Raw genomic sequence first — 23,312 nt, 5'->3', positions numbered from 1 at the left:
AAGTAGAGACCTATTATTGTAAATAAAAACTAAAAAATGAAACTAATACGATTTGGTAATACAGGAAAGGAAAAACCAGGTGTTCAACTTGAAGATGGCACACGTTTGGACGTTTCCGATTTTGGGAGTGACTATGACGAGCATTTTTTTGGCGGGGACGGCTTAGAGCGCCTGGATAAATGGGTAACAGAAAATAAGGACAATTGTCTAGTAGTTAGGAATGATGTCCGTTTGGGGCCGCCTTTGGTTAGACCTTCCAAGATTGTTTGTGTGGGTTTAAATTATGCTAAACATGCCACAGAAAGTGGGATGGCCATTCCAGAAGAACCTGTACTGTTTTTTAAAGCAACATCTGCAATTGTTGGCCCTAATGATGATTTAATAATCCCTAAAAACAGTAAAAAAACCGATTGGGAGGTGGAACTTGCGGTGGTTATTGGTAAAAAAGCTTCTTATGTTTCTGAGGCGAATGCCCTAGACCATGTGGCTGGGTATGTGCTGCACAATGATTATAGTGAACGTGAATTTCAGTTAGAGAAATCAGGGCAATGGGTAAAAGGAAAAAGCTGTGATACGTTTGCACCTTTAGGACCTTTTATAGCAACTAAGAATGAAATAAAAGACCCTAATAACCTCAATTTATGGTTAAAACTGAATGATGAAATGCTTCAGGATAGTAACACTTCAGATTTTGTATTTAATATACAGGAAGTGGTAAGTTATATTAGTCAGTATATGACGCTGCTTCCCGGCGATATTATTTCAACAGGAACACCATCTGGAGTAGGTCTTGGTTTTGATCCACCAAGGTTTTTAAAAGCTGGTGATGTAGTGGAGTTGGGAATAGAAGGTTTAGGAAGTTCCAAACAGCATGTAAAAGCATATCAATAAACATGAGGATTGACAGCCATCAACATTTTTGGGAATATGACCCTAGTCGCCATAACTGGTTAGATGAGGGTATGCGTAAAATCAGAACCGATTTTTTGCCTTCGGATTTATCGCCAATACTTCAAGAAAATAATATGGATGGTTGTGTTTTAGTTCAAGTTGACCAAACTGAAACTGAAACGGAGTTTTTATTACAATTGGCATCAGAAAACTCATTTATAAAGGGTGTTGTGGGCTGGGTAGATTTGTTGGCTAATGATGTGGATGAGCGTTTAGAACATCACTCAAAGAACAGTCATCTAAAAGGGATTCGGCATATTGTTCAAGGAGAAGGGGACAACTTTATGCTTAGAGCAGATTTTCAAAATGGAATTAGCAAATTAGCTAAATACAAGCTTACGTATGATATTTTAATATATCCGAGCCAGTTGTTATCTGCAGTTTTACTGGTACAAAAATTTCCGAATCAAAAATTTGTAATTGACCATATTGCCAAACCAGCTATTTCCATGGGTTTTGACGAATTTTGGGTACATGGTATGCAAGAATTGGCAAAGTATGAAAATGTATATTGTAAGTTGTCTGGGATGGTTACAGAAACGCAGAAATATCAATGGAATACAGATGATTTCACTCCTTTTATGGATGTAGTAGTGGAGGCCTTTGAGGTAGATAGAGTGCTATTTGGTTCTGATTGGCCTGTATGTCTTGTTGCTGCAGAATATGCTGAGGTTTTGGGTGTTGTGGAAAGTTATTTTTCAGGTTATTCGCAAAATGATATGGACAAAATAATGGGTGGCAATGCCACAGAATTTTATAATTTGGTGTAGATGGATTTACAACTCAAGAATAAAGTAGTCATAGTAACAGGTGGTGACAAGGGAATAGGATTTGGAATAAGTTCTGTGTTGGCAAATGAGGGGGCGATTCCTGTGATTGTGGGTAGAAAGGAGCATGATGTTTTAAGTGCAGTAAAAGAAATTGAAGCAAATGGAGGCAAAGCTTTTTATGCCTTAGCGGAATTAACGGACCCTAAACAATGCCAACAAGCTGTGGCTAGAACCATATCAGAGTTTGGACATATTAATGGGCTGGTAAACAATGCAGGAGTAAATGATGGTGTAAATCTAGAAAATGGGAGTTATGATACTTTTTTAGAATCTATAAACAAAAATTTAACCCATTATTATATGATGGCTCATTATGTATTGCCAGAGCTTAAGAAAAGTAAGGGTGCTATTGTAAATATTGGTTCAAAAGTATCTGTTACTGGCCAGGGGGGAACTTCTGGCTATGCCGCTGCAAATGGAGGGCGCAATTCACTAACTCGAGAATGGGCGGTGGAATTACTTCCTTATGGTATTAGAACCAACGAAGTTTTGGTAGCTGAATGCTATACCCATATGTATCAAAATTGGATAAATACCTTACCCAATCCAGAAGAAAAATTAAAAGAAATTACAGATAAAATCCCACTAGAAAAACGCATGACAACTGCCGAAGAAATTGCGAATACCGTGGTGTTTTTACTTTCAGAAAAATCCAGTCATACCACAGGTCAATTAATTTATGTGGATGGTGGTTACACCCATTTAGATAGATCTTTATAATAACTAGAATCAAACCAACTTATGAATGCAACCAAGAAACCAATAGTAGCTAAAAAAGTACTATTACCTTTTATATTGATTACCTCTTTATTTGCCATGTGGGGTTTTGCAAATGACATAACCAATCCCATGGTTTCAGCTTTTAAAAAAATATTGGAGTTGAACAATACACAGGCATCGTGGGTACAGGCCGCCTTTTATGGAGGCTATTTTACCATGGCTCTACCAGCGGCTTTTGTGGTAAAAAAATATTCGTATAAAATAGGGGTTTTGGTGGGGTTGGCCCTTTATGCTGTAGGTGCTTTATTATTTTTCCCCGCTGCAGCAATGGAAAATTACTTTTTCTTTTTAGCAGCCTTGTATGTATTGACATTTGGTTTGGCATTTTTGGAAACAACTGCCAATCCTTACATCATGAGTATGGGAGATGAAGAAACCGCAACCCAACGTTTAAACTTGGCCCAGGCATTTAATCCAATTGGAGCTTTGTCTGGATTGTTCGTTGCCCAGACCTTTGTGTTGGGAGCTTTACAATCAGATAATTTGGATGCTGATGGAAATAGTATTTATGAAACTTTGGAAGGTGCCGCCAAAGCAGCCGTTAAGACTTCTGATTTATTGGTAATTCGTAATCCTTATGTGGCGTTGGGATTGTTTGTGATTTTTATGTTGGTTCTTATTGCTTTTGTAAAAATGCCCGAAAAAAAAGAGTCCGAAGGAGCTTCAAATATGTGGGATTCCATTAAACGAATCTTTAAAAAAGAACGCTTTGTGGGAGGTGTAATTGCCCAGACATTTTATGTAGGCGCACAAATTATGTGTTGGACCTATATTTATCAATATGCGGAGAATTTGGGTATTAACAATCAAAATGCCGTTAATTATGCATATGCTGCTTTGGGGCTGTTTTTAGTAGCTAGATTTATCTGTACATTCCTATTGAAATTTATTGATTCTGGTAAATTATTGATGATACTTTCCATATTGGCCATTGTTTTTTGTTTGGGCACTATATTTATTCAAGGAATGGGAGGATTATATAGTTTGGTATGTGTTTCTTTCTGTATGTCCTTAATGTTTCCCACTATTTATGGAATTGCATTGTTCGGGTTGGGAGATGATGCCAAACCAGCATCTGCCTTTTTGGTCATGGCTATCGTTGGTGGTGCTTTTATGCCAATTTTTCAAGGAATGTTTTTAGATATAGGAGGTTCTGGTTATGCAGATACTACTATAATGGGAGTCCCAGAGGTGAATTTCTCTTTTATACTACCTCTAATTTGTTTTGTGATTGTGGCTATCTATGGCTATAGAACTTATAAAGTGTATGCTATAAAATAGTTTGTTTAATGAAAAAGTATTGTTTGGCGCTAGATTTAAAAAACGACCCAATTTTGATTGCGGAGTATGAAGCGTATCATAAAAAAGTATGGCCAGAGATTGAACAAAGTATTTTTGATTCCGGGATAACCAAAATGGAAATATTTAGGACGGGGAACCGTATGGTAATGCTCATAGAAACAGAAGATTCTTTTTCATTTGATGAAAAAGGAAAAGCAGATTCCAATAACCCAATAGTACAAAAATGGGAAGATTTAATGTGGAAATACCAACAAGCATTACCTCATGCTAAAGGAGGAGAAAAGTGGTTGTTAATGGATAAGATATTTGACCTTAAAAAGTAAAGTATGAGTAGGGCTGCAAAGTTTACCTTCATGGGTCGCTCGTTTATGTACGGAGTTGGCGCTTTGGGCAATAAAGGCGGTAATCATACCATTTCACTTATTAAAACGCAATTGCAACAAGTTATGGAACAGATTGGATGTGAAAAAGCTCAAGATTTTCCAAATCATTTGGTGCCATAGAAAATCAGTATCTTCGATAAAAACAATCCAAACCATGAAATTTAAAATATTCATATTAGCTCTTTTTGCAGTTGTCAGTTGCAAGGAAAAGAAGAAAGAAATAATCACAGAAGTAGAGGAGATGGTACCAGTGCAAAAATTTTATGTAGGCACCTATACGGGTGGAGATAGTAAAGGAATTTATAAATATGCTTTGAGTGCAGATGGCAGTTTGGAACAAATAGGTCTTTCTGTGAAAGCCAATAACCCATCATTTTTAATTAAAAGTCCAGATGGTAAATTCTTGATTTCGGTAAATGAATTGGATGACAACGGAACGGGCTATGTAGAGTCTTTTAAGATTGAAGGGGATAGTTTGCAATCACTTAGTAAAAGAATTTCTGATGGTGCACACCCTTGCCATTTGAGCGTAAATAAAAACGGTTTTGTAGTAGTTTCTAATTATACCGGTGGTAATCTTGGGTTATTGCAATTGCAAGAAAGCGGAGAACTTTCGAATTTATTGTTTACTGAAAACCATAAAGGAAATGGCGGTACAGAAAGACAAGATAAACCGCACGCCCATTCGGCTTGGTATTATGGAGACGGAAATGATGTAGTATCTGCCGATTTAGGAACCAATGAGCTTTGGTTTTCTCGGTTAGATACTGAGTCAAGAAAGTTAGTTCCAGCAAGTCCACAAAAATTATTGTTTGAAGAAGGTGCAGGGCCAAGACATATGGTTTTTCACCCTAATAAACCATGGTTATACGTAGTAAATGAATTGAATTATACAGTAACCCAAGTTAACATAAGTGACGATGGGGTTTTTACAAGAGGAAGTTCTGTTTCTACCTTACCAGATGGTTTTGAAGGAAACAATTCTTGTGCGGACATTCATATATCACCTGATGGTAAATATGTATATGCTTCCAATAGAGGACACAACAGTATTGTAATTTATGAGGTTGATGCAACAGATGGTTCTTTGATTTTGGTTGGTCATGAATCTACAAAGGGAAAAACACCTCGTAATTTTTCACTTTCTCCTGATGGGGATTTCTTAATTGTTGCTAATCAGGACACCAGTAACTTGGTTTCTTTTAAGCGAGATGCTACAACGGGAAAATTGACCTTTGTCTCAGAAATTGAAGCCCCAACACCAGTTTGTATTTTGTTCTAAAATTTATTCATGAGTGAAAAGGCCGTAAAGCGAAATATTTCTGTATTAGGCCCAACCGATTTTACTGGGATTCAAGTAAAAAAACCAGCTGAATATGCAGCAGGGCTTCCTGCGGTAAAGGTGGCTTTACAACATGTTTTTAAGGAAATGGGGATTGCAAAGTCTTTACGTAGCCTTGCACAGATGAATCAGAATGATGGTTTTGATTGCCCAGGCTGTGCTTGGCCAGACCCAGAAAAGCCATCAAAACTTGGTGAGTATTGTGAAAATGGAGCAAAAGCCTTGGCTGAGGAAGCCACCAACAAACGGATAGATACAGACTTTTTTGCTAAATATTCGGTAGAGGAATTGAGTAACTGGTCTGATTATCAAATTGGAAAAAGTGGCAGATTGACCAGCCCTATGGTTTTAAGGGCAGATAGTGTACATTATGAACCTATCTCTTGGAAAAAAGCATATGAACTTATTGCAAAGGAGTTACATAAGCTTAATTCACCCGACGAAGCAATTTTTTACACCTCTGGGCGGTCTAGTAATGAAGCAGCTTTTTTATATGGACTTTTTGTTAGGGCATTTGGCACCAACAATATGCCCGATTGCTCCAATATGTGCCACGAATCTAGTGGCGTTGCACTGAGTGAAACCTTAGGGATAGGAAAAGGTTCCGTAAAGTTAGAAGATTTTGATAAAGCTGATGTGGTTATGGTTATAGGTCAAAACCCGGGTACTAACCATCCCAGAATGTTATCCGCTTTGCAAAAATGTAAAGAGAATGGAGGAAAAGTTATTAGTGTAAATCCATTGGCCGAAGCTGGACTTATCCGTTTTAAAAACCCACAAGAAATAAAGGGTGCTCTTTTTTCAGGCGAAGCACTTACGGATATTCATTTACAGGTAAAAATAAATCAGGATGTTGCTTTACTAAAGTTGATACAAAAGAAGTTGGCTGTTTTAGATAAGGTCAATCAATCTGTTTTTGATCATGATTTTATCAATAAATATACACAAGGCTATGAAGCAGTTTTAAATGATTTGAGTACCTATTCTGAAACTGAATTGTTAGAATTGTGTGGTGTAGAAGATAATTTGATTAATGAAACGGTTGAGCTGCTTGCTCAAAAAAGTAAAATCATAGTTTGCTGGGCTATGGGACTTACTCAGCATAGAAATGGAGTAGAAAATATAAAAGAATGTGTAAACCTTCTACTGCTAAAAGGTAGTTTAGGTAAAGAAGGAGCAGGCACCTGCCCTGTTCGTGGGCATAGTAATGTGCAAGGAGATAGAACAGTAGGTATAATGCATCATGTTTCGCCCGAGCTAAATACCGCTCTTAAAAACACTTTTGGTTTTATACCACCAACAAAAGAAGGCTTGGATACGGTACATTCAATAAAAGCCATGTACAATGGTAAAGCCAAAGTATTTGTTGCATTGGGAGGAAATTTTCTGTCTGCTGCATCGGATACAAAATATACAGGTGAAGCTTTGCAAAATTGTGAGCTAACAGTTCAGATAAGTACAAAACTCAATCGTAGTCATTTGGTTACTGGTAAAACGGCCTTGATTTTACCTACTTTAGGTCGTTCTGAGCAAGATAAAACAGGTTTTTTAACCGTAGAAAATAGTATGGGCAAGGTACAAAGAACTAAAGGGTTGCTTCAGCCGGCTTCACACCAGTTAAAAAGTGAACCAGAAATTATTGGAAACATTGCAAATGCCTATTTTATTGGAAATCATACAGTAGAATGGGCAACTTTAGGAACGGATTACAATTTAATAAGAGAAAAAATTGCTTTAGTTTTAAAAGGATTTAAAGACCTTAATGAGAAATCCAAAGGCACGGGGTTTTATTTGCCAAATAATGTTAGGAATTTGGATTTTGCTAAACTACCCAATCAAAAAGCACAGTTTAGTGTTTGTAGTTTGCCCAAGCACCAATTAACAAAAAACCAGTTCCTATTGATGACCATTCGTTCTCATGACCAGTTTAACACTACAATTTACGGTTTAAACGATAGATATCGTGGTATTTATAATGAGCGTAGAGTTGTACTAATGAACAAGAAGGACATGAGTAGACTTTCACTAAAAAACAAGGAAATTGTTGATTTGGTGAGCAATTATGATTGCAAAGAACGTAGGGCTAAAAAATTCTTAGTTATTGCATATAACATTCCAGAAGGAAATCTTGCATCGTACTTTCCAGAAACCAATGTATTGGTTCCCATTGACCATTTTGCAACTAAAAGCAATACACCAATTAGTAAATCGGTAGTAGTTTCTGTTGAGAAAAGGGTATAAAAAAGCCCTAGAACATGGCAAGTCCAGGGCATAACCTAAATTAAAAATTCCTTTTCGTCTTAATCAAAAATAAATCCTGTAGAAAGTCTAAATATAAAGGCATATAGTACAACAAAAATAAGTGCTATACATAACCATGAATATATTTTAAAAGAATTTCTAATGATTATATTTCCAAAGCTTTTGAATGCTTCAATATAAAGTTCTCTAATAAGTAGTAGTTTTTTCATACCCTCTTTCATTTTGTGATTTGTTAGGTCAAATATCTATTACAATTGTTGTTTCCATTAAAGAAATAGATAAGGGGAAGTTTTTTTGGGTTAATTAACCTACTAATCGTTTAATGGTATGTTTATATAGATGAGCTTATTTCTTGTTTTTAAAGGGATGTTCGACGAAATACATGTTGCTATTGTTAAGTAAAAGAAGCTTATTAATTAAATGTAGTTCATAATACAATATTTGCTTATATCTTATATCAGAATAATATTGTTAATACTTTGTTGATATGTTCATGATACATTAAGTAGCTAAAATGCTATTATGAAATAACTTGCAAACACATTTGATGTCCCCCTAAGTCCATAAAATGTATTTGCAATACATAGAAAGAATATTGATTTAAAGTTTTCAAATCCATGACCTACTTCCAAGATTTGTTTTTTAACCCATTTATTTTAGCTTTTTTAACTACGCTAGCTGCATTTCTGTTCTCCCTTAAAATATACCCAACAATTATTCATATTGTACAGGTTAAAAATTTAATGGATGAGCCCAGTAAGAATCATAGTATACATAAAAATAGAACACCTACTTTAGGTGGAGTGGGTTTGTTTATAGTCTTTTCACTCTCAATTATATTATTGGGTGTTTTTATTGGATTAAGACACCAAGACTTGTCAAAAATGTTGGGATTAGTAGCCGCAACTATGATTCTAATGTTTTTAGGTGCTAAAGATGATCTTTTGAATTTATCACCAATTAAAAAATTTGGAGGACAGCTTGTTTCTTCCTTCATTGTTGTTTTTATGACGGATATAAGGATAACAAGCTTCTTTGGTCTTTTGGGTATTTATGAACTGTCTTATATCGCTTCAATACTATTTACAATTTTTGTTTTTTTGCTAGTTATAAATTCCTATAATCTTATTGATGGAATTGATGGCTTAGCAGGGTCAATTGCAATTGTATCTAGTTTATCTTTTGGAGTTTTCTTTTTATTGAATGATAACCGATTGATGTCGCTGATTTCTTTTACTTTGATAGGGGCTTTAATAGGTTTTTTAAGATATAACTTATCTCGTGAAAAAAAAATATTCATGGGAGATTCAGGTTCTATGTTTGTTGGCTATTTGTTGGCTTACCAAGGAATAGGATTCTTAGCATTAAATGGCATAGAAACTTCTCAATATGCTATTCCAAATGCACCTATACTGCTATTAGCAGTATTATCATTTCCATTACTTGATACATTGCGGGTCTTTAGTGTTAGGGCAAGAAAGGGGTTAAGCCCTTTTAACGCAGATCGTAATCATATTCATCATCGTTTATTAAATATGGGGCTTAAACACGGACAGGCTTCACTATTAATATCCATGTGCAATATTCTTATTATCACATTAAGTTTTTTAGTTTTAGATTTTAACATTAATATTCAACTGGTAATATGTGTTGGGCTAGGGTCAATTATATATTTATTACCGTTTTTAATGCCGTATAAAAATGAAGTTTCTGTAATTGAAGAAGATATACAAATGGTAACTGGCGAAACAAAGATAACTCAAAAAATACCAGTTGTGCCAGTTCAGTATGTAGCATATAAAAGTACTCAAAAGGAATTGTATGTAAAAGAGGAGCATATTGAAGAGGAAATAAATCTAAAAATGAAAAAAATCTTTTCAAAAAGATTGTTAGAGTTTAAGAAATTAAGAGCTGGTTCTTCGTCAAAGAAACATCAGAATTTAAAAAAATAGTTCATTGTGTGTTAGATTCAGGGGTTGATTATTATGTTCGTGTTTGTAGTTTTTTAGTACATCAAATAAGTTTTAAAGAGGTAAACTGTATTAGATGAATGTTTGATGGAAATAGGTTGCTAGTTTGGCATTGGAATAATAAATTGTTTGCGGTTCTAAATGATAATATAATTTTATAAATGCTCTTTTCAATTGGTATACCTGCGTATAAGGTGTCTTTTTTAAAAGAATGTATTCAAAGCATTCTCAATCAGACTTATGATGATTTTGAATTGATTATTGTTAACGATGACTCACCTGAAAATATTGAGGAAGTTATTTATCAGTTTGACGATGATAGAATAAGATATTTTAAAAACGAAAATAATATTGGAGCTGAACATGTTGTAGATAATTGGAATAAATGTTTGTCCTTTGCTAAAGGAGATTATTTTGTTTTAATGGGAGACGATGATTTTTTGGAACCAAATTATTTAGAAGAATTTGAGCAATTGATTATGAGTTACCCACAGTTAGATGTTTTTCATTGTAAATCTTATATAATTAATGAAATGTCTGAAAAAATAGGAATAACTCCTTCATGGCCACAATTTGAGTCCGTTTATGAAAATATTTGGCATAGAATGTCTGGCTTAAGACTGCAATATATATCTGATTTTGTATATAGAACAAATGAATTAATAAAAGTAGGAGGGTTCCATAAGTTGCCATTAGCTTGGGCGTCTGATGATATATCCTCATATATTGCTATTGGGAATAAAGGAATAGCACACATTAATAAGCCTTTGTTTAATTATAGGAAAAGTGAACAAACTATTTCTACAAGTGGAAATGTTAAGCTTAAATTGAAAGCTATTGTTATAGAGCATAATTGGTTAGAAATTTTTTTGAAAAAAGAACCATTTACTTCAGGAGATAAAATTGTTCATGGTTTATTAAAAAATATGCTAAAGAAATATGTAATTAAAAAAAAGTCTGAAATTATTATTCAGTCATTTTCTATACGCTTTATTTATTATTTAAAATATTGGATTTTGAATAAGAATAATTATAAAATTAGCATTTTTGAAATCTTCATTTCTGTATTAAAATTCATGAAAATTAAAATATTAAAATTATTTTTTTCTACTTCATAAATGTTTAAAAAAATACTACAAAATAGAGTATTTCAAAACTTCTCGTTTCTTACAGTTGGAAGTATAATATCACAAATACTTGGTCTTATTGCTTTAATTAAGATTGCACGTGTGGTTATGCCTGATGATTATGGTGAATATACTTTTATGTTAGCTCAAGGACAGTTGTTAATAACATTGGGAGATTTAGGTCTTAGAAATATTATTATTCGTAATGTTTCCCGTGATAATAATAAAAGTAAAAGATTATTATTTACTGGGTTGAAATTAAAAATTTTAGCTATTATTCTACTTGCAGGATTGTATGTTGTTTACAATCATATATGGGGTAGTTTAACCCATAATCAGCTTATTCTTATTTCATTATTTATTCTTTTTAACTGTTCAACAAATCTATTTGAATCAATCTTTTGGGCTTACCAAAAAATGTTTATAACATCAATCACTAATATTTTTTGGAGTCTTATATGGCTTATAGTTATATTAACCTTACCTGATGAACTAATTAATGTGATAGTGCTCTTTGTGCTATTTTCAATTATTACTTTACTTAAAGCTATATTGCTTTATATATTATTGGTGCATTATAATTTATTAAAAGGAGAGAGTGGGCTTTTTTTACAATCTTCTTTTCAACTTCTTAAGGAAAGTTGGCCATATTTTAGTTTAACATTAATGATGATTCCAATTATATATTTATCTAATAATTATTTAGAAATAAATTCAACAAACATAGAAGTTGGATATTTTAATTTAGCTAATAAATTAATGTCTCCGATTAATTTAGTGGTGGCTTTTGCTCTTTCTGCCTTATTTCCTAATCTATCAATACTTTGGAAAAAAGATCAAAAGAAATTTTGCGATAGAATTTCGTTTGGTTTTAAATATGTAATGCTAATTACATTGCTGTTATCTTTTTTGTTTACATTATTTGCAAAAGAAATTGTAGTTATACTTTTTTCCGAAAAATATTTGCCAGCAGTTAAAGTAAGCCAATTACAAATATGGTATGTTTTTTTAATGGGAGTGAATAGTATTATAGGTACTATTTGGGGTGCTGTTAATAAAGAAAAACTGATATTTAAAAGCTCAGTAATTAATGCGATTATTACAACTCCATTACTCTATTATGGTAGTAAATATGGAGCTTTAGGTATTTCTTATGGGTACGTTATTTCTTTTGTAATATTCGAATTTTATTTATGGAATGTATTTAAAAAGTCTATCAATGTCAAAATTGAGGAAGAAAAATATTTATGGTGGTTATCAATAATTTTATTTGTAATTTCTTATTTTATTTTAGTTGACACTTCTTTATTAATACGTTTTCTTGTGAGTTTATCAGTAATATTATGCATCTCTATTTTTCTATATAAGAAAAATGATAAAGTGATGTTAAGCCATAATAATAATGATTAAAAAAAAACCATTAATCATTGTATATATATATATATTGATTTTTTTTTCAATTAGTTTTTTTGATTTAATTATACTGAGAGATGGAGTTTTTAAATATGTTAGATTTTTATTTTTATTATTTACAATATTAATTTCCATTGCTAGCTTTTTTAAATATAATGGAGGGTTTGTGTTTCCTATAAAGCTTATTATTTGTGCACAAGTTTTTTCTATTATTATGGCATATTATTCATGGGGGCAGAGTTTTTCACATAGTACAATAGCTCTTTCAGGATATCTTCTTTGGCCATTTTTTTTCTTTCTTAAAGATTATAGAGTTTCGATTATATCAATTGAAAAAATAGTTGTTGTTTATAGTGTTGTTTATATTATTGTTTATTTTTTTCAATATCTAAATGTTGATACTGTATATTTTGGTTGGCAGGATGAAATTGAACTTAGTAGAGGAGTTAGAAGGTTTATATTAAATGGATTGGGAGGGTTAATATATGCTATATTTTTAGCCCTAAATAAAATAACATCAAATAAAAATAAAAACACAATCTGGTATTTATTGATAGCTATTGGGGTAACAGTTATTTTACTTCAAGCTACCAGACAAACAATAGGAGCCATTTTTGTTTTAATTCTTTTTCATATCATAAAAGAATATAGCTTTCTAAAGAAATCAATTATAATTGTGTCTTTAATAATTGGGTTCTTTATTATAAAGAATGTTCAAAATTCCCTAGTTATAGGTTTAATAGAAACGCAGAAAAGCACTATGGAGCAAGGAGAAGACTATATTAGGGTTTTGTCTGCAGAATTTTTTTTAACCGAGTTTAGCCCTAATAATGTAAGTAGGGCGTTTGGTAATGGTGTTCCCTATGGAACCAAATCTGAATATGGAAAATATGTTTCTGAATTAAATGAATTTTCTCATTTTTATATGGAAGATGTTGGTGTAATAGCTGTTTATGCAATGTTTGGACTAATAGCTATCTTAGGTTTTATCTTATTATGGGTTAAGAGTTTTAAAATAAAATTGCCTAAAAATTTTAAATACCTTAAGTATTATTTATGGTATTTATTATTGACCTTTTTTACATCTGATTATGCCTATAGCGATAGCTTTTTAATTTTCACAGTGCTAGCTATTTATTCTTTTGATACAATTCATAAACATCAAAATAAAATTTTAGCATTGCATAGAAAGCATAAATAATTTATGAATAAGAAAGTTTTATATATATCTAGCCCACCATATTTTGATATGGATTTATCTCTTGTTAATCATTTGTCAAAAAAATGTCAAGTGAATTATTTGTTGGATTTACCACCTTATTTTTTGAAATCATCAGCATTTAGTATTGATAATCAACTTTCTGTAGGAGGTATATTTTCTGCTGCCAAATTTAAGGAATTGCTAAAATTTGAAAAGTATATACAAATGAAGAGCTTTTATGTAATTAATCGCCCTTCAAAAAAAAGTTATTCGTATTCAAATTTAAAATTGCAGTTGAAAGTTGTTCACTTTATTAATAAAATGAATCCTGATATAATTCATTGTAATGGTCTGTTAAATTTTAATTTCTTTTATATGCTTATGAAAAATAAAAGAAAAATACTTCTAACTGTTCATGACCCTTTTCCTCATTCAGGAGAAATATCAAATAGAAATTCGTTGATTAGACATTTTAATTTTAGCCTTATTAAGAATCTTGTGATTTTAAATTTTTCACAAAAACAATCTTTTATAGAAAGTACGAAACAATATAAATTTCGAAATGTATTTAATTCTTCATTAAGTATTTATGAGTATTTATTAGATTTTAAGGTTGAGAAAAAGGAAAGTGACAAATTTAAAATTCTTTTTTTTGGAAGAATTTCTGAATATAAAGGAGTTGAAGAATTACTTATAAGTTTTACTGAAATAGAAAAATTACACCCCAACGTTGAATTGACAATTGCTGGGAAAGGAAAATTTTGGTTTGATATGACTAATTATTATAATCATTCTAAAATTAAAATTTTAAATAGATATCTTCCAAATGAAGAATTGGTTGAATTGATAACCAATACTACACTCGTTGTATGTCCTTATAAAGATGCCACACAAAGTGGAGTTCTTATGTCCGCTTTTGCCTTGAACGCACCAGTTTTGGCTACTGATGTTGGAGGTTTTTCGGAAATGATTGAGAGTGGTACAACTGGGTTTTTAATACAACCTAATAATAATGCTCTTACAAAAAAACTTAAAGAGTTAATTGAAAACCCGGATTATTTGAAAAAGATTAAAAAAAATATTTTTAGCAAATATAGCTCAGGAAATAAAAGCTGGGATGTAATTTGTGCCGATTTGAATAATTTTTATAATTCCTTATGTTATGAAAATATTACAAATTAGTTATTCTCTTACTTCTGGTGGTGCAGAACGTCTTGTAGTAGATTTAGCCAACGAATTGGCTAAAAAAAATGAAGTACATATACTAACGATTTTAGATGATAATGTTGGGGATAATGGTTTCTATAAGAATCAACTTATTCCCACTGTAAATTATCATTGTGCAAAAGAGGAAAGAGGTTTTAGATTAAGTAAAAATAAAAGAATAAATAGTCTAGTAAAAAAGATAGCAGCTGATGTAGTTCATTTTCATGGAGGGGGTATAGTTAAATTTTTTCTTCCTTCTATATTGTTTAATAGAAAACCTAAATATGTTGAAACTCTTCATAATACAGCAGAAGTTATATTTTCTTTTAAAAGATATTCGTTTATTACTATTCCTTTAATAAAATTAGGGTTTGTTAAAATAATAACAATTAGTGGGGATAATAAATTGTCGCTAGAAAAAAAATGTAAGATATATGATTCTACATTAATATATAACGGTAGATCTAATCCTTTACCATCAGTTTTGTCAAATCAGGTTAATAAGGAAATAGAAAGTATGAAAAAAAATAAGAATGATCAAATTTTTATTCACATAGGGAGATGTACATATCAAAAAAACCAACAAATGCTTATTCAAGCATTCAATGATTTATATTTAAAGAAAACTAATTTTATTTTACTCATGTTTGGTGCATATTTTGATTCAGAATTGGGTGAAAAGATTAAAAAGATGGCTAACCCAAACGTTTATTTTTTGGGTACTAAAATAAATATAGCAGATTATTTTTTAAAAGCAGATGCATTCTGTTTGTCTTCTGTATTTGAAGGAATGCCTATATCCTTAATTGAAGCTTATGCTTGTGAATGTATCCCAATATGTACTCCTACAAGTGGTGCGTCTGATATAATAGTTGATAGTCGCAATGGATTTATTTCAGAGAATTTTTCTAAAAATTCATATTTAGCTGCAATAGAAAGATATATGGATAATTATGATAGTTTTAATAAATCGGTCCTAAGAAAAACTTATTTAGATTTTTTTTCAATAGAAAGATGTGCAAGTTCTTACCTAACCCTTTATGAGAATCTTTTAAAAGAAAAAAAATATGATTAAATATGAAATTATAATTTCTTTTTTTTATAAAATATTCAAAAGAGACAAACGCTATGAATATTACACATCTCTATGTTCAAATTTAAAGCTTAATAGAAAAGAAGTTATTGAATTGCAAAATAAGGCGATTGAAGAACTCATTAAGCATGCCTATACTTCCACTGTATATTATAAAGAATTGATGGATTCTATTGGGCTTAAGCCAACCGACATAAAGACTAAGGAAGATTTGATTAAACTCCCACCTTTAACAAAACAAATTGTAAAAGATAATATAAGTCAACTTACTTCAAATGATGATTTTGGCCAAAGATTGAAGAAAGTTACTTCTGGGGGTTCTACGGGAGAACAAGCTGTAATTTATAGGTCTAAATATTATGAGGCCATGTCTAGAGCTTCTTGGTTGCGCAATAACTCTATGATTGGTTGGATGCCCACGGATAAATCAGCTTGGGTATGGCCATCTAGAACAGAGTATGGTAATTTAGAACGCAATATAAGAGCAAGAGTAGGTACGTTGTTAAATCGTAGAATTTTTTTTAATGCTTATAATTATGCTGAATCAGATTTTTTTAATTGGCATAAAAGAATATTAAAATTTAAGCCTAAAGTAATTTATGGTTTTTCAAGTATTATTCTTGAGTTTGCTGAATTTCTATTAAAAAACAACTTACAATTGCCATCTGTAAAAATGGTTGTCTCTACATCAGAAAAATTAAAAAATAGAGAGGTAATGGAGCAGGCATTTAATTGCCCAGTATATAACCAATATGGCTGTGGAGAAGTTTTAGCGATTGGAATAGAATTAAATAAAGATGAAATGGTTTTTACCGATGATGTAGTGGTTGCAAATACAGATAGTGAAAATCAATTTTTACTTACTCCGTTACACTCGTTTGGTTTTCCTTTAATTAATTATAAGGTAGCAGATGTTGGTATAATAGAAAGTGGAGTTCATATAAATAGTATGTATCCTTTTCCTGAAATGAATTTAAAAATAGGTCGTATGAGTGACTTTTTTTTAATGGAAAATAATAGAAAGGTTTCATCAGTAGCATATAGTGGTCATTTATCAACTTTGAATTTGGGTGTTAAAAGGCACCAAATTATACAAAACAATTATAAAGAGTTTACTGTTAATTATATTGCTACTAGTAGTACAGATAAAGGTATATATCGAAAAAAGATAACCGCCAGTCTTGAAAAATATTTTGGAAAAAAATTAAAGATTAAATTTAATTCTGTATTTAAAATACCTATGGAAAAAAGTGGTAAACGTTTATTGTTTAAAAGAACTTTTAAACTTGATGTCTAATATTTAACTCTAAACGAGAAATATAGTCAAAAGTTGTCATATAAAATGAAAAAATGAAATGTTGAGATATGAATTAGTACTTTCTATATTATATAAGTTTTTTAAAAAAGACAGGCGTTATGCATATTATAAGAAACTACGAGCCAATATACACCTTTCTAGAAAAGAGGTTCTTGAAAATCAAAACAAGTCGATACAAGAATTAATTATCCATGCTTATACCACAACAGAATATTATAAAAATCTATTAGATGAATATGGTATAAAACCCGAAAGCGTTAAGACCAGAAAAGATTTAAATAAATTACCTCCGCTAACCAAACAATTAATTAAAGAGAATATAGACAAATTAAAGTCTAATGATTACCATGGTAAAACCCTAAAGAAAGTAACTTCGAGTGGGTCAACAGGTGAGATAGGTGTAATATATAGATCAAAATTTTACGAAGCCATGTCTAGGGCTTCTTGGTTGCGCAATAACTCTATGATAGGTTGGATGCCTTTTGACAAATCTGTGTGGATATGGACCTCACCTGCTGAGCATAAAAATGTATTAAAGAAGTTGACTAGCAGAATAGGAATGTTTTTAAATCGAAGGATTTTTATGGATGCTTTTAACTATTCAGAAGATGATTTTCCTGTTTGGTATGATAAAATTTCTAGTTTTAAACCAAAAGTAGTTTTTGGAAACCCTAGTGTAATATTAGAATTTTCAACTTTTTTAATAAAAAATAAATTAAAATTTTCAACTGTAAAATTGGTAGTTACTACTACAGAAAAGTTAAAAAAAAGAGAAGTTATAGAGGCTGCTTTTAATTGCCCATTGTATGATCAATACGGTTGTAGCGAAATAATTGCTGTAGGAATAGAACATGCAAGGAATGAAATGGTGTTTACAGATGATGTGGTTTTAGTAAAAACCGATTCACAAAACCAATTTTTACTTACAGCACTGTATTCTTTTGGCTTTCCATTAATAAATTATAAAGTTGGTGATGTAGGAAAAGTACATGGTGTAAATCTCAACGATAATAAATTTCCATTTCCAAAGATTAATTTAAAAATAGGAAGAATTACGGATAATTTTTTAATTGATAAAAATAGAAAAATATCAACATCTTCTCTTGGGAGTTATATGGCAACACTAGATTTAAGAATTAAAGAGCATCAAATAATTCAGCATAATTACAAAAAATTTGAAGTTAATTTTATTTCTCTTAAAGATACTAATGTTAATAGATATTATAGTGAGATTACTCATTGTATAGAAAAGTGCTTTGGCAAGAATACTACAATAAAATTTAACAATGTTTTAAAAATACCTATAGAAAAAAGTGGGAAACGCTTAATGTTTAAACGAACATTTAATCTTGAAATTTAATCGTTAATTTATAATGAAAATATTATTTGTCACTAATGGGTATCCTACAGAGATTAATCCAGAATATTGTGTTTTTACAAAAGAACAAATAATTAGTGTTTTAAAAAAAAAAGAAATACAAGGTGAGCTTTTTTTTATAAACGCTAGGGAAAAAGGGGTAATAGAATATTTAAAATCGATACCAAAGCTTAGAAGAAAAATTAAAGATTTTGATGTTATTCATGCCTTTCATGGGATATCTTTTTTGTTGGTATTTGCATTGCGCCCTTCAAAAAAAATAGTAGTTTCTTTTTTGAATAGTATAGAGAATGAATATGGAGAAAAACAAATTGCTACCAAACCTCTTGTTTTTTTTACAAAACTATCTATTAGAAAAAAGAGTGTATATAAAATTTTTAAAGATAAAATTCCAAAAGAGCTTATAGAAAGAAGTCATTATTTGCCTAATGGTGTAGACGTCGAAAAATTTTATCCTATAGATAAAAATGTTGCAAAAAATTATTTGAATCTTGATTTAAAAAAAAGATACATCCTTTTTGTGAGTTCTAAAGATCAATACCGTAAACAAAAGCGATATGATCGGTTTGTAAAAATTATTAAACTGCTACAAGAGAGTTTTAACGATATAGAAGAATTAATATTAGTGAATGAGCCTAGAGATAGAATAATGTACTATTTTAATGCTGTCGAATTGCATTTATTGTCGTCTGATTTTGAGGGGTCGCCAAATTCGGTTAAGGAGTCTATTGCTTGCAACACACCAGTGGTTTCTACTAATGTAGGTAATGTTGAAAAAATGATTGAAGGTATTGATAATTGTTATGTTTCTGATTCTTTTGATGAAGTTGAGTTGGCTGAAATGTGCAAAAAAACACTTTTAAGTTCTTCTGATGAAAATAACATAAGACAATATATTTATTCAAAGAAACTGGATATGGATTCTAAAGCAGAAGAATTAGTAGAAATATATAAAAATATTAACGTAAGTTGAAAGTAGCAATTATAGGAACTGCTGGTATTCCTGCCTCCTACGGTGGTTTTGAAACCTTAACGGAGTACTTAACCAAGAATCTTTCAAAACACTACCAAATTACGGTTTACTGTAGTAGTAAAAAGGTTGTTTCAAAATTAAAAGAACACAATGGAGCTAATTTAAAATATCTGCCATTGCATGCAAATGGTCCCCAAAGTATTTTGTATGATATTGTATCTATTTTTAGTACATTGCTATATGCAAATACCTTATTAATATTGGGTGTTTCAGGGTGTATAATTCTACCTTTTGTAAAATTAGTTTCAAGAAAAAAAATCATTGTAAATATTGATGGCCTAGAATGGAAAAGGGATAAATGGGGTAGGATAGCAAAATGGTTTTTAAAATACTCGGAGAAACTGGCTGTGAAATATGCAGACATAGTAGTTTCTGATAACAGAGTAATTCAGCAATATGTTAAAAATACTTATAATGTTGATAGTAAGTTAATTGCTTATGGAGCTGACCATGCCAAGAAAGAAAAATTTACTGTTGATGTACTTGAGTTATACCCATTTTTAAAAGATAAATATGCTTTTAAAGTTTGTAGAATAGAACCCGAAAATAATATTCATATAATATTAAAAACTTTTACTAAATACCCATCTTTAAACCTTGTAATAGTTGGTAATTGGGAAAACAGTGAATACGGTAAGCAAATGAAACAACAATTTGAGAAATATTATAATATCTACCTTTTAGATGCCATATATAATCAAAGCATATTAAACCAATTAAGGAGTAATAGTTATTTATATGTGCACGGCCATAGTGCTGGAGGTACTAATCCGTCCTTGGTAGAGGCCATGTATTTGGAACTTCCAATTATTGCGTATAATGTAAACTATAACATAGAAACTACAGAAAATAAGGCAATATACTTTGGGAGTGAAAATGAATTGATAAAGTTATTGACTGGTCTTAAAGACAAAGAAATAAGAGTTGTAGCCAAAGAGATGAAAGAGATAGCAAACGAAAAATATTCATGGGAAATTATAGCAAATCAATACGCTTCCTTGTTTTAATAGCTATTTACTTCTAATAGTACAAAAAGCAGATTGCAATACAAGTTGGTATATCAAAATTAATAATTAAATTGCCATTACCTAAACCCCAAATATAATTTTTATGACCCCCATAAGAACGTTAACCTTATATCAACTTTTTTTCAAACTATTTTTGTAAGAATGAAAGAAGCACCATTTATTATGGATTTTAATGAGGATGAGGAATCATTTAACCTTAAAGAAATCGTATTAAAATATCTGCGCTATTGGTCTTGGTTTTTATTATCGGTCATTGTATGTGTTGGTTTGGGGTATCTCTATATCCGTTTTAAACCAGTTGCATATGAATCTATCGCCAAGATTAAGATTATAGATGATGCCAAAGAAGTAAATGTGGTCACTGATGCTGTATCTTTTCTTAATGGAAGTAGTGCTATTAATTTGGACAATGAAATAGAGGTAATAAAATCATATAGGCTGTTAAAACAAGTTGTTGCTGAGCTAGATTTGGATATTTCTTATTACGATGAAAAGGAGTTTTTTGCCAAAAGAGTATGGTACCCCCCTTTTAAGGTTGTAAAGAAAGCTTTAGAAAATGGCATATGGGAATCCTTTGAGCCTATGTCTTATACTATTACATTAAAACCTAATGCTATTACAGTTACAGATGAATATAATAATTTGCTTACTTTAGGTATAAATCAGTTGGATACTCTTGAAACTAAGCTTCCTTTTGCTATTAAATTACAAGATAATATTAATTTAAGTGATTATAAAGATGTAGAATACAAAGTTGTACTAAGCCCTATAAAAAAAGCTGTTATGCAGCTTGCAAAAGACTTAAATGTCGAAGCGACTAATAAGACAAGTGAAATCTTAGAATTATCATTGGTTGGTGGTAATATAGCTTATTCCGAGGTAATATTAAATACTATCATTAGGAAGTTTGATGAGGATGGAATATTGGATAGGCAATTAATATCTCAAAGGACCTTGGATGTTATAGATAAACGATTTGTTTTTTTGTCAGGGGAGTTAGATTCCATAGAAATTGGTAAGCAAGATTTTAAACAATCTAATAACCTTTCTTATATAGAAGCAGATGCTGGGCTGACCTTACAACGAAAGTCTAACACAGAGGATGAGGTGTTTAATTTAAGGACACAGGTATCATTATCTGATCTCTTAAAAAAGACAGTAGTGAACCAACCAGATTATAGTTTATTACCTGCAGATATTGGTTTGGAAAATAGCAATTTGAACAATCTTGTAAATACCTATAATGAACTGGCCTTGCAAAGAGATAAATTAATGGTGAATGTTGGTAGAAACCACCCTACATTAGTGTCTTTGACCGAGCAATTAGAAAGGGGGAAAGTTAATATACTAAAGACTATAAATGTATATCAAGCACAGTTAAGAATTTCCTTAAGACAACAAAATCAAGAAAAGGCCATTACTGGAGCCATATTCTCGGGACTTCCCGAAAAAGAAAAAGCATTAAGGGCAATTGAGCGCCAACAAAGTATTAAAGAAAATTTATTTCTTATTTTATTACAAAAAAGAGAAGAAGCCGCAATAAGCTTGGCTGCAACAACACCATCCATAAAGGTAGTGGATTATGGTCTTACCAATAGCATCCCTGTTTCACCTAAAAAAAGAATTATTTATTCTTTGTCACTACTACTAGGAATGTTGATTCCTTTTGGAATTATATACACCCGATTTTTATTTGACACAAAAGTTTATAACCGAACAGAAATTGAAAAGATTAATCCAGAGTTGGAAGTATTGGGGGAAATTCCTTTTATTAAGAAACGTAAAAGTTTTCAAGGTGCTAAGGATCGTTCCGTTTTGGCAGAATCCTTTCGAATACTAAGCACAAATGTAAATTATTTGCTTTTAGAAAAAAATATAAAGGAAGGACAGGTTGTTTTTGTTACTTCTGCAATAAAAGGGGAAGGTAAAACACTTATAGCATACAATTTGTCTTTGTCTTATGCTAGCATTAAAAAAAGAGTGCTGTTAATAGGTGCAGATTTAAGAAATCCCCAGTTGAATGATTATTTTGATAATAATAAAAAAATTAAAGGTCTTTCAGATTTTTTAAGAAATCCAGATATGAATTGGCAAGAATGTATTCATAATGGAGGATTCAGTAAGGATGAGTTTCACAAAGTTTGTTTTAGTGGTGCTATACAACCCAACGCAACGGAATTGTTAGCAGGAAAAGGTTTCGAAAAATTAATTAACCTAGCAAAAAAAGAGTACGACTATATTATTATAGATACAGCTCCAACTATACTGGTTACAGACACCTTGCTAATATCCAAGTATGCAGATGTAACATTATTTGTTGTTAGAGCTGGTTTGACCGATAAAAAGCTATTGGAATTTTCTGCCAAACTAAACAAAAAGAAAAAATTAAAAAATATGGCGTACGTTTTAAATGATATTGGTCATGGAAAAGTTAAAGATTATAACTATGGCTATGAATATGGGTATGGAAATGTTTAAAGAACTTCAATAATTAAGAAAACAAAAAACCACGCATTTGCGTGGTTTTTTTATTGTGGAGCCGGAGGGACCAGAACCTAATGTTCAAAGAACCTGTTAATAGGGCCTTTGAGAGGAATGGGGATTGGTACTCACCGAATAGGTGACTTTGATATAAAAAACAACTTTACAAAGTTCTTTTGGGTCCATAGGACACCAAAGAGTAACATTGGAAAGA

At 31.2% G+C, this 23,312-nt stretch carries 19 protein-coding genes and 1 pseudogene; 19 read left to right on the top strand and 1 reads right to left on the bottom strand.

The window, feature by feature from the left end; all coding sequences use genetic code 11:
- Nucleotides 1-36 precede the first annotated feature (36 nt).
- From AC000W_RS09560 to AC000W_RS09525, 8 genes and pseudogenes are all read left to right on the top strand, one after another.
- Nucleotides 37-891 carry a fumarylacetoacetate hydrolase family protein gene (locus tag AC000W_RS09560; RefSeq protein ID WP_474747865.1) on the top strand — a complete coding sequence of 285 codons (855 nt, stop codon included), beginning with the start codon at nucleotides 37-39 and terminating at the stop codon, nucleotides 889-891.
- A gap of 2 nt (nucleotides 892-893) precedes the next feature.
- Nucleotides 894-1,721, top strand: a complete 828-nt coding sequence (locus tag AC000W_RS09555) for an amidohydrolase family protein (protein ID WP_474747863.1) — start codon at nucleotides 894-896, stop codon at nucleotides 1,719-1,721.
- On the top strand, nucleotides 1,722-2,501 hold the full coding sequence (locus AC000W_RS09550; RefSeq protein ID WP_474747862.1) for an L-fucose dehydrogenase: 780 nt from the start codon (nucleotides 1,722-1,724) through the stop codon (nucleotides 2,499-2,501).
- A gap of 21 nt (nucleotides 2,502-2,522) precedes the next feature.
- Nucleotides 2,523-3,842: an L-fucose:H+ symporter permease gene (gene fucP / locus AC000W_RS09545; RefSeq protein WP_474747861.1), complete on the top strand. Its 1,320-nt coding sequence runs from the start codon at nucleotides 2,523-2,525 to the stop codon at nucleotides 3,840-3,842.
- 8 nt (nucleotides 3,843-3,850) lie between these two features.
- Entirely contained in the window at nucleotides 3,851-4,186 is a 336-nt protein-coding gene (locus AC000W_RS09540; protein ID WP_474747859.1) for an L-rhamnose mutarotase, read from the top strand.
- A gap of 12 nt (nucleotides 4,187-4,198) precedes the next feature.
- A pseudogene (locus AC000W_RS09535) lies at nucleotides 4,199-4,366 on the top strand (alpha-hydroxy-acid oxidizing protein); the annotation flags it as partial.
- A gap of 34 nt (nucleotides 4,367-4,400) precedes the next feature.
- Nucleotides 4,401-5,528, top strand: coding sequence for a lactonase family protein (locus AC000W_RS09530; RefSeq protein ID WP_474747858.1), 1,128 nt, complete (start codon nucleotides 4,401-4,403; stop codon nucleotides 5,526-5,528).
- Between the two features lie 9 nt (nucleotides 5,529-5,537).
- Nucleotides 5,538-7,829 carry an FdhF/YdeP family oxidoreductase gene (locus AC000W_RS09525; RefSeq protein ID WP_474747856.1) on the top strand — a complete coding sequence of 764 codons (2,292 nt, stop codon included), beginning with the start codon at nucleotides 5,538-5,540 and terminating at the stop codon, nucleotides 7,827-7,829.
- A gap of 59 nt (nucleotides 7,830-7,888) precedes the next feature.
- Here AC000W_RS09525 and AC000W_RS09520 read toward each other — a convergent pair whose 3' ends face one another.
- A complete protein-coding gene (locus AC000W_RS09520; protein ID WP_474747855.1) occupies nucleotides 7,889-8,059 on the bottom strand; it encodes a DUF6747 family protein in 171 nt (56 codons plus the stop codon).
- Nucleotides 8,060-8,734: 675 nt separating this feature from the next.
- On the opposite strand from AC000W_RS09520, the gene AC000W_RS09515 reads away from it, so the two are divergent.
- From AC000W_RS09515 to AC000W_RS09465, 11 genes are all read left to right on the top strand, one after another.
- A complete protein-coding gene (locus tag AC000W_RS09515; RefSeq protein ID WP_474747854.1) occupies nucleotides 8,735-9,802 on the top strand; it encodes an MraY family glycosyltransferase in 1,068 nt (355 codons plus the stop codon).
- A 179-nt stretch (nucleotides 9,803-9,981) separates the two neighbouring features.
- Nucleotides 9,982-10,938, top strand: a complete 957-nt coding sequence (locus AC000W_RS09510; RefSeq protein WP_474747852.1) for a glycosyltransferase family 2 protein — start codon at nucleotides 9,982-9,984, stop codon at nucleotides 10,936-10,938.
- Entirely contained in the window at nucleotides 10,939-12,357 is a 1,419-nt protein-coding gene (locus AC000W_RS09505) for an oligosaccharide flippase family protein (protein WP_474747851.1), read from the top strand. It abuts the gene before it with no gap.
- 217 nt (nucleotides 12,358-12,574) lie between these two features.
- Complete coding sequence (locus tag AC000W_RS09500; protein WP_474747850.1) at nucleotides 12,575-13,561, top strand: hypothetical protein; 987 nt, start codon at nucleotides 12,575-12,577, stop codon at nucleotides 13,559-13,561.
- A 3-nt stretch (nucleotides 13,562-13,564) separates the two neighbouring features.
- Nucleotides 13,565-14,743, top strand: a complete 1,179-nt coding sequence (locus AC000W_RS09495) for a glycosyltransferase family 4 protein (protein ID WP_474747848.1) — start codon at nucleotides 13,565-13,567, stop codon at nucleotides 14,741-14,743.
- On the top strand, nucleotides 14,724-15,842 hold the full coding sequence (locus tag AC000W_RS09490; RefSeq protein WP_474747847.1) for a glycosyltransferase family 4 protein: 1,119 nt from the start codon (nucleotides 14,724-14,726) through the stop codon (nucleotides 15,840-15,842). Before AC000W_RS09495 ends, AC000W_RS09490 begins: the two co-directional genes overlap by 20 nt.
- Entirely contained in the window at nucleotides 15,835-17,157 is a 1,323-nt protein-coding gene (locus AC000W_RS09485; RefSeq protein ID WP_474747845.1) for a phenylacetate--CoA ligase family protein, read from the top strand. The genes AC000W_RS09490 and AC000W_RS09485 overlap by 8 nt, the downstream gene beginning before the upstream one ends.
- A 58-nt stretch (nucleotides 17,158-17,215) precedes the next feature.
- Entirely contained in the window at nucleotides 17,216-18,538 is a 1,323-nt protein-coding gene (locus AC000W_RS09480) for a phenylacetate--CoA ligase family protein (protein ID WP_474747844.1), read from the top strand.
- A 13-nt stretch (nucleotides 18,539-18,551) separates the two neighbouring features.
- Nucleotides 18,552-19,529 carry a glycosyltransferase family 4 protein gene (locus AC000W_RS09475; RefSeq protein ID WP_474747843.1) on the top strand — a complete coding sequence of 326 codons (978 nt, stop codon included), beginning with the start codon at nucleotides 18,552-18,554 and terminating at the stop codon, nucleotides 19,527-19,529.
- On the top strand, nucleotides 19,526-20,596 hold the full coding sequence (locus AC000W_RS09470) for a DUF1972 domain-containing protein (protein ID WP_474747841.1): 1,071 nt from the start codon (nucleotides 19,526-19,528) through the stop codon (nucleotides 20,594-20,596). Before AC000W_RS09475 ends, AC000W_RS09470 begins: the two co-directional genes overlap by 4 nt.
- A gap of 162 nt (nucleotides 20,597-20,758) precedes the next feature.
- Complete coding sequence (locus AC000W_RS09465; RefSeq protein WP_474747840.1) at nucleotides 20,759-23,095, top strand: GumC family protein; 2,337 nt, start codon at nucleotides 20,759-20,761, stop codon at nucleotides 23,093-23,095.
- Nucleotides 23,096-23,312 lie beyond the last annotated feature (217 nt).

This window comes from Saonia sp. (assembly GCF_056326165.1).
This window is presented reverse-complemented; position numbering and strand designations above follow the sequence as displayed.

What these genes read in the sequence shown, in the direction of transcription:
- AC000W_RS09560 (WP_474747865.1), top strand. Translation starts at nt 37, where the DNA reads ATGAAACTAATACGATTTGGTAATACAGGAAAGGAAAAACCAGGTGTT.
- AC000W_RS09555 (WP_474747863.1), top strand. Translation starts at nt 894, where the DNA reads ATGAGGATTGACAGCCATCAACATTTTTGGGAATATGACCCTAGTCGC.
- AC000W_RS09550 (WP_474747862.1), top strand. Translation starts at nt 1,722, where the DNA reads ATGGATTTACAACTCAAGAATAAAGTAGTCATAGTAACAGGTGGTGAC.
- fucP (WP_474747861.1), top strand. Translation starts at nt 2,523, where the DNA reads ATGAATGCAACCAAGAAACCAATAGTAGCTAAAAAAGTACTATTACCT.
- AC000W_RS09540 (WP_474747859.1), top strand. Translation starts at nt 3,851, where the DNA reads ATGAAAAAGTATTGTTTGGCGCTAGATTTAAAAAACGACCCAATTTTG.
- AC000W_RS09530 (WP_474747858.1), top strand. Translation starts at nt 4,401, where the DNA reads ATGAAATTTAAAATATTCATATTAGCTCTTTTTGCAGTTGTCAGTTGC.
- AC000W_RS09525 (WP_474747856.1), top strand. Translation starts at nt 5,538, where the DNA reads ATGAGTGAAAAGGCCGTAAAGCGAAATATTTCTGTATTAGGCCCAACC.
- AC000W_RS09520 (WP_474747855.1), bottom strand. Translation starts at nt 8,059, where the DNA reads ATGAAAAAACTACTACTTATTAGAGAACTTTATATTGAAGCATTCAAA.
- AC000W_RS09515 (WP_474747854.1), top strand. Translation starts at nt 8,735, where the DNA reads ATGTTGGGATTAGTAGCCGCAACTATGATTCTAATGTTTTTAGGTGCT.
- AC000W_RS09510 (WP_474747852.1), top strand. Translation starts at nt 9,982, where the DNA reads ATGCTCTTTTCAATTGGTATACCTGCGTATAAGGTGTCTTTTTTAAAA.
- AC000W_RS09505 (WP_474747851.1), top strand. Translation starts at nt 10,939, where the DNA reads ATGTTTAAAAAAATACTACAAAATAGAGTATTTCAAAACTTCTCGTTT.
- AC000W_RS09500 (WP_474747850.1), top strand. Translation starts at nt 12,575, where the DNA reads ATGGCATATTATTCATGGGGGCAGAGTTTTTCACATAGTACAATAGCT.
- AC000W_RS09495 (WP_474747848.1), top strand. Translation starts at nt 13,565, where the DNA reads ATGAATAAGAAAGTTTTATATATATCTAGCCCACCATATTTTGATATG.
- AC000W_RS09490 (WP_474747847.1), top strand. Translation starts at nt 14,724, where the DNA reads ATGAAAATATTACAAATTAGTTATTCTCTTACTTCTGGTGGTGCAGAA.
- AC000W_RS09485 (WP_474747845.1), top strand. Translation starts at nt 15,835, where the DNA reads ATGATTAAATATGAAATTATAATTTCTTTTTTTTATAAAATATTCAAA.
- AC000W_RS09480 (WP_474747844.1), top strand. Translation starts at nt 17,216, where the DNA reads ATGTTGAGATATGAATTAGTACTTTCTATATTATATAAGTTTTTTAAA.
- AC000W_RS09475 (WP_474747843.1), top strand. Translation starts at nt 18,552, where the DNA reads ATGAAAATATTATTTGTCACTAATGGGTATCCTACAGAGATTAATCCA.
- AC000W_RS09465 (WP_474747840.1), top strand. Translation starts at nt 20,759, where the DNA reads ATGAAAGAAGCACCATTTATTATGGATTTTAATGAGGATGAGGAATCA.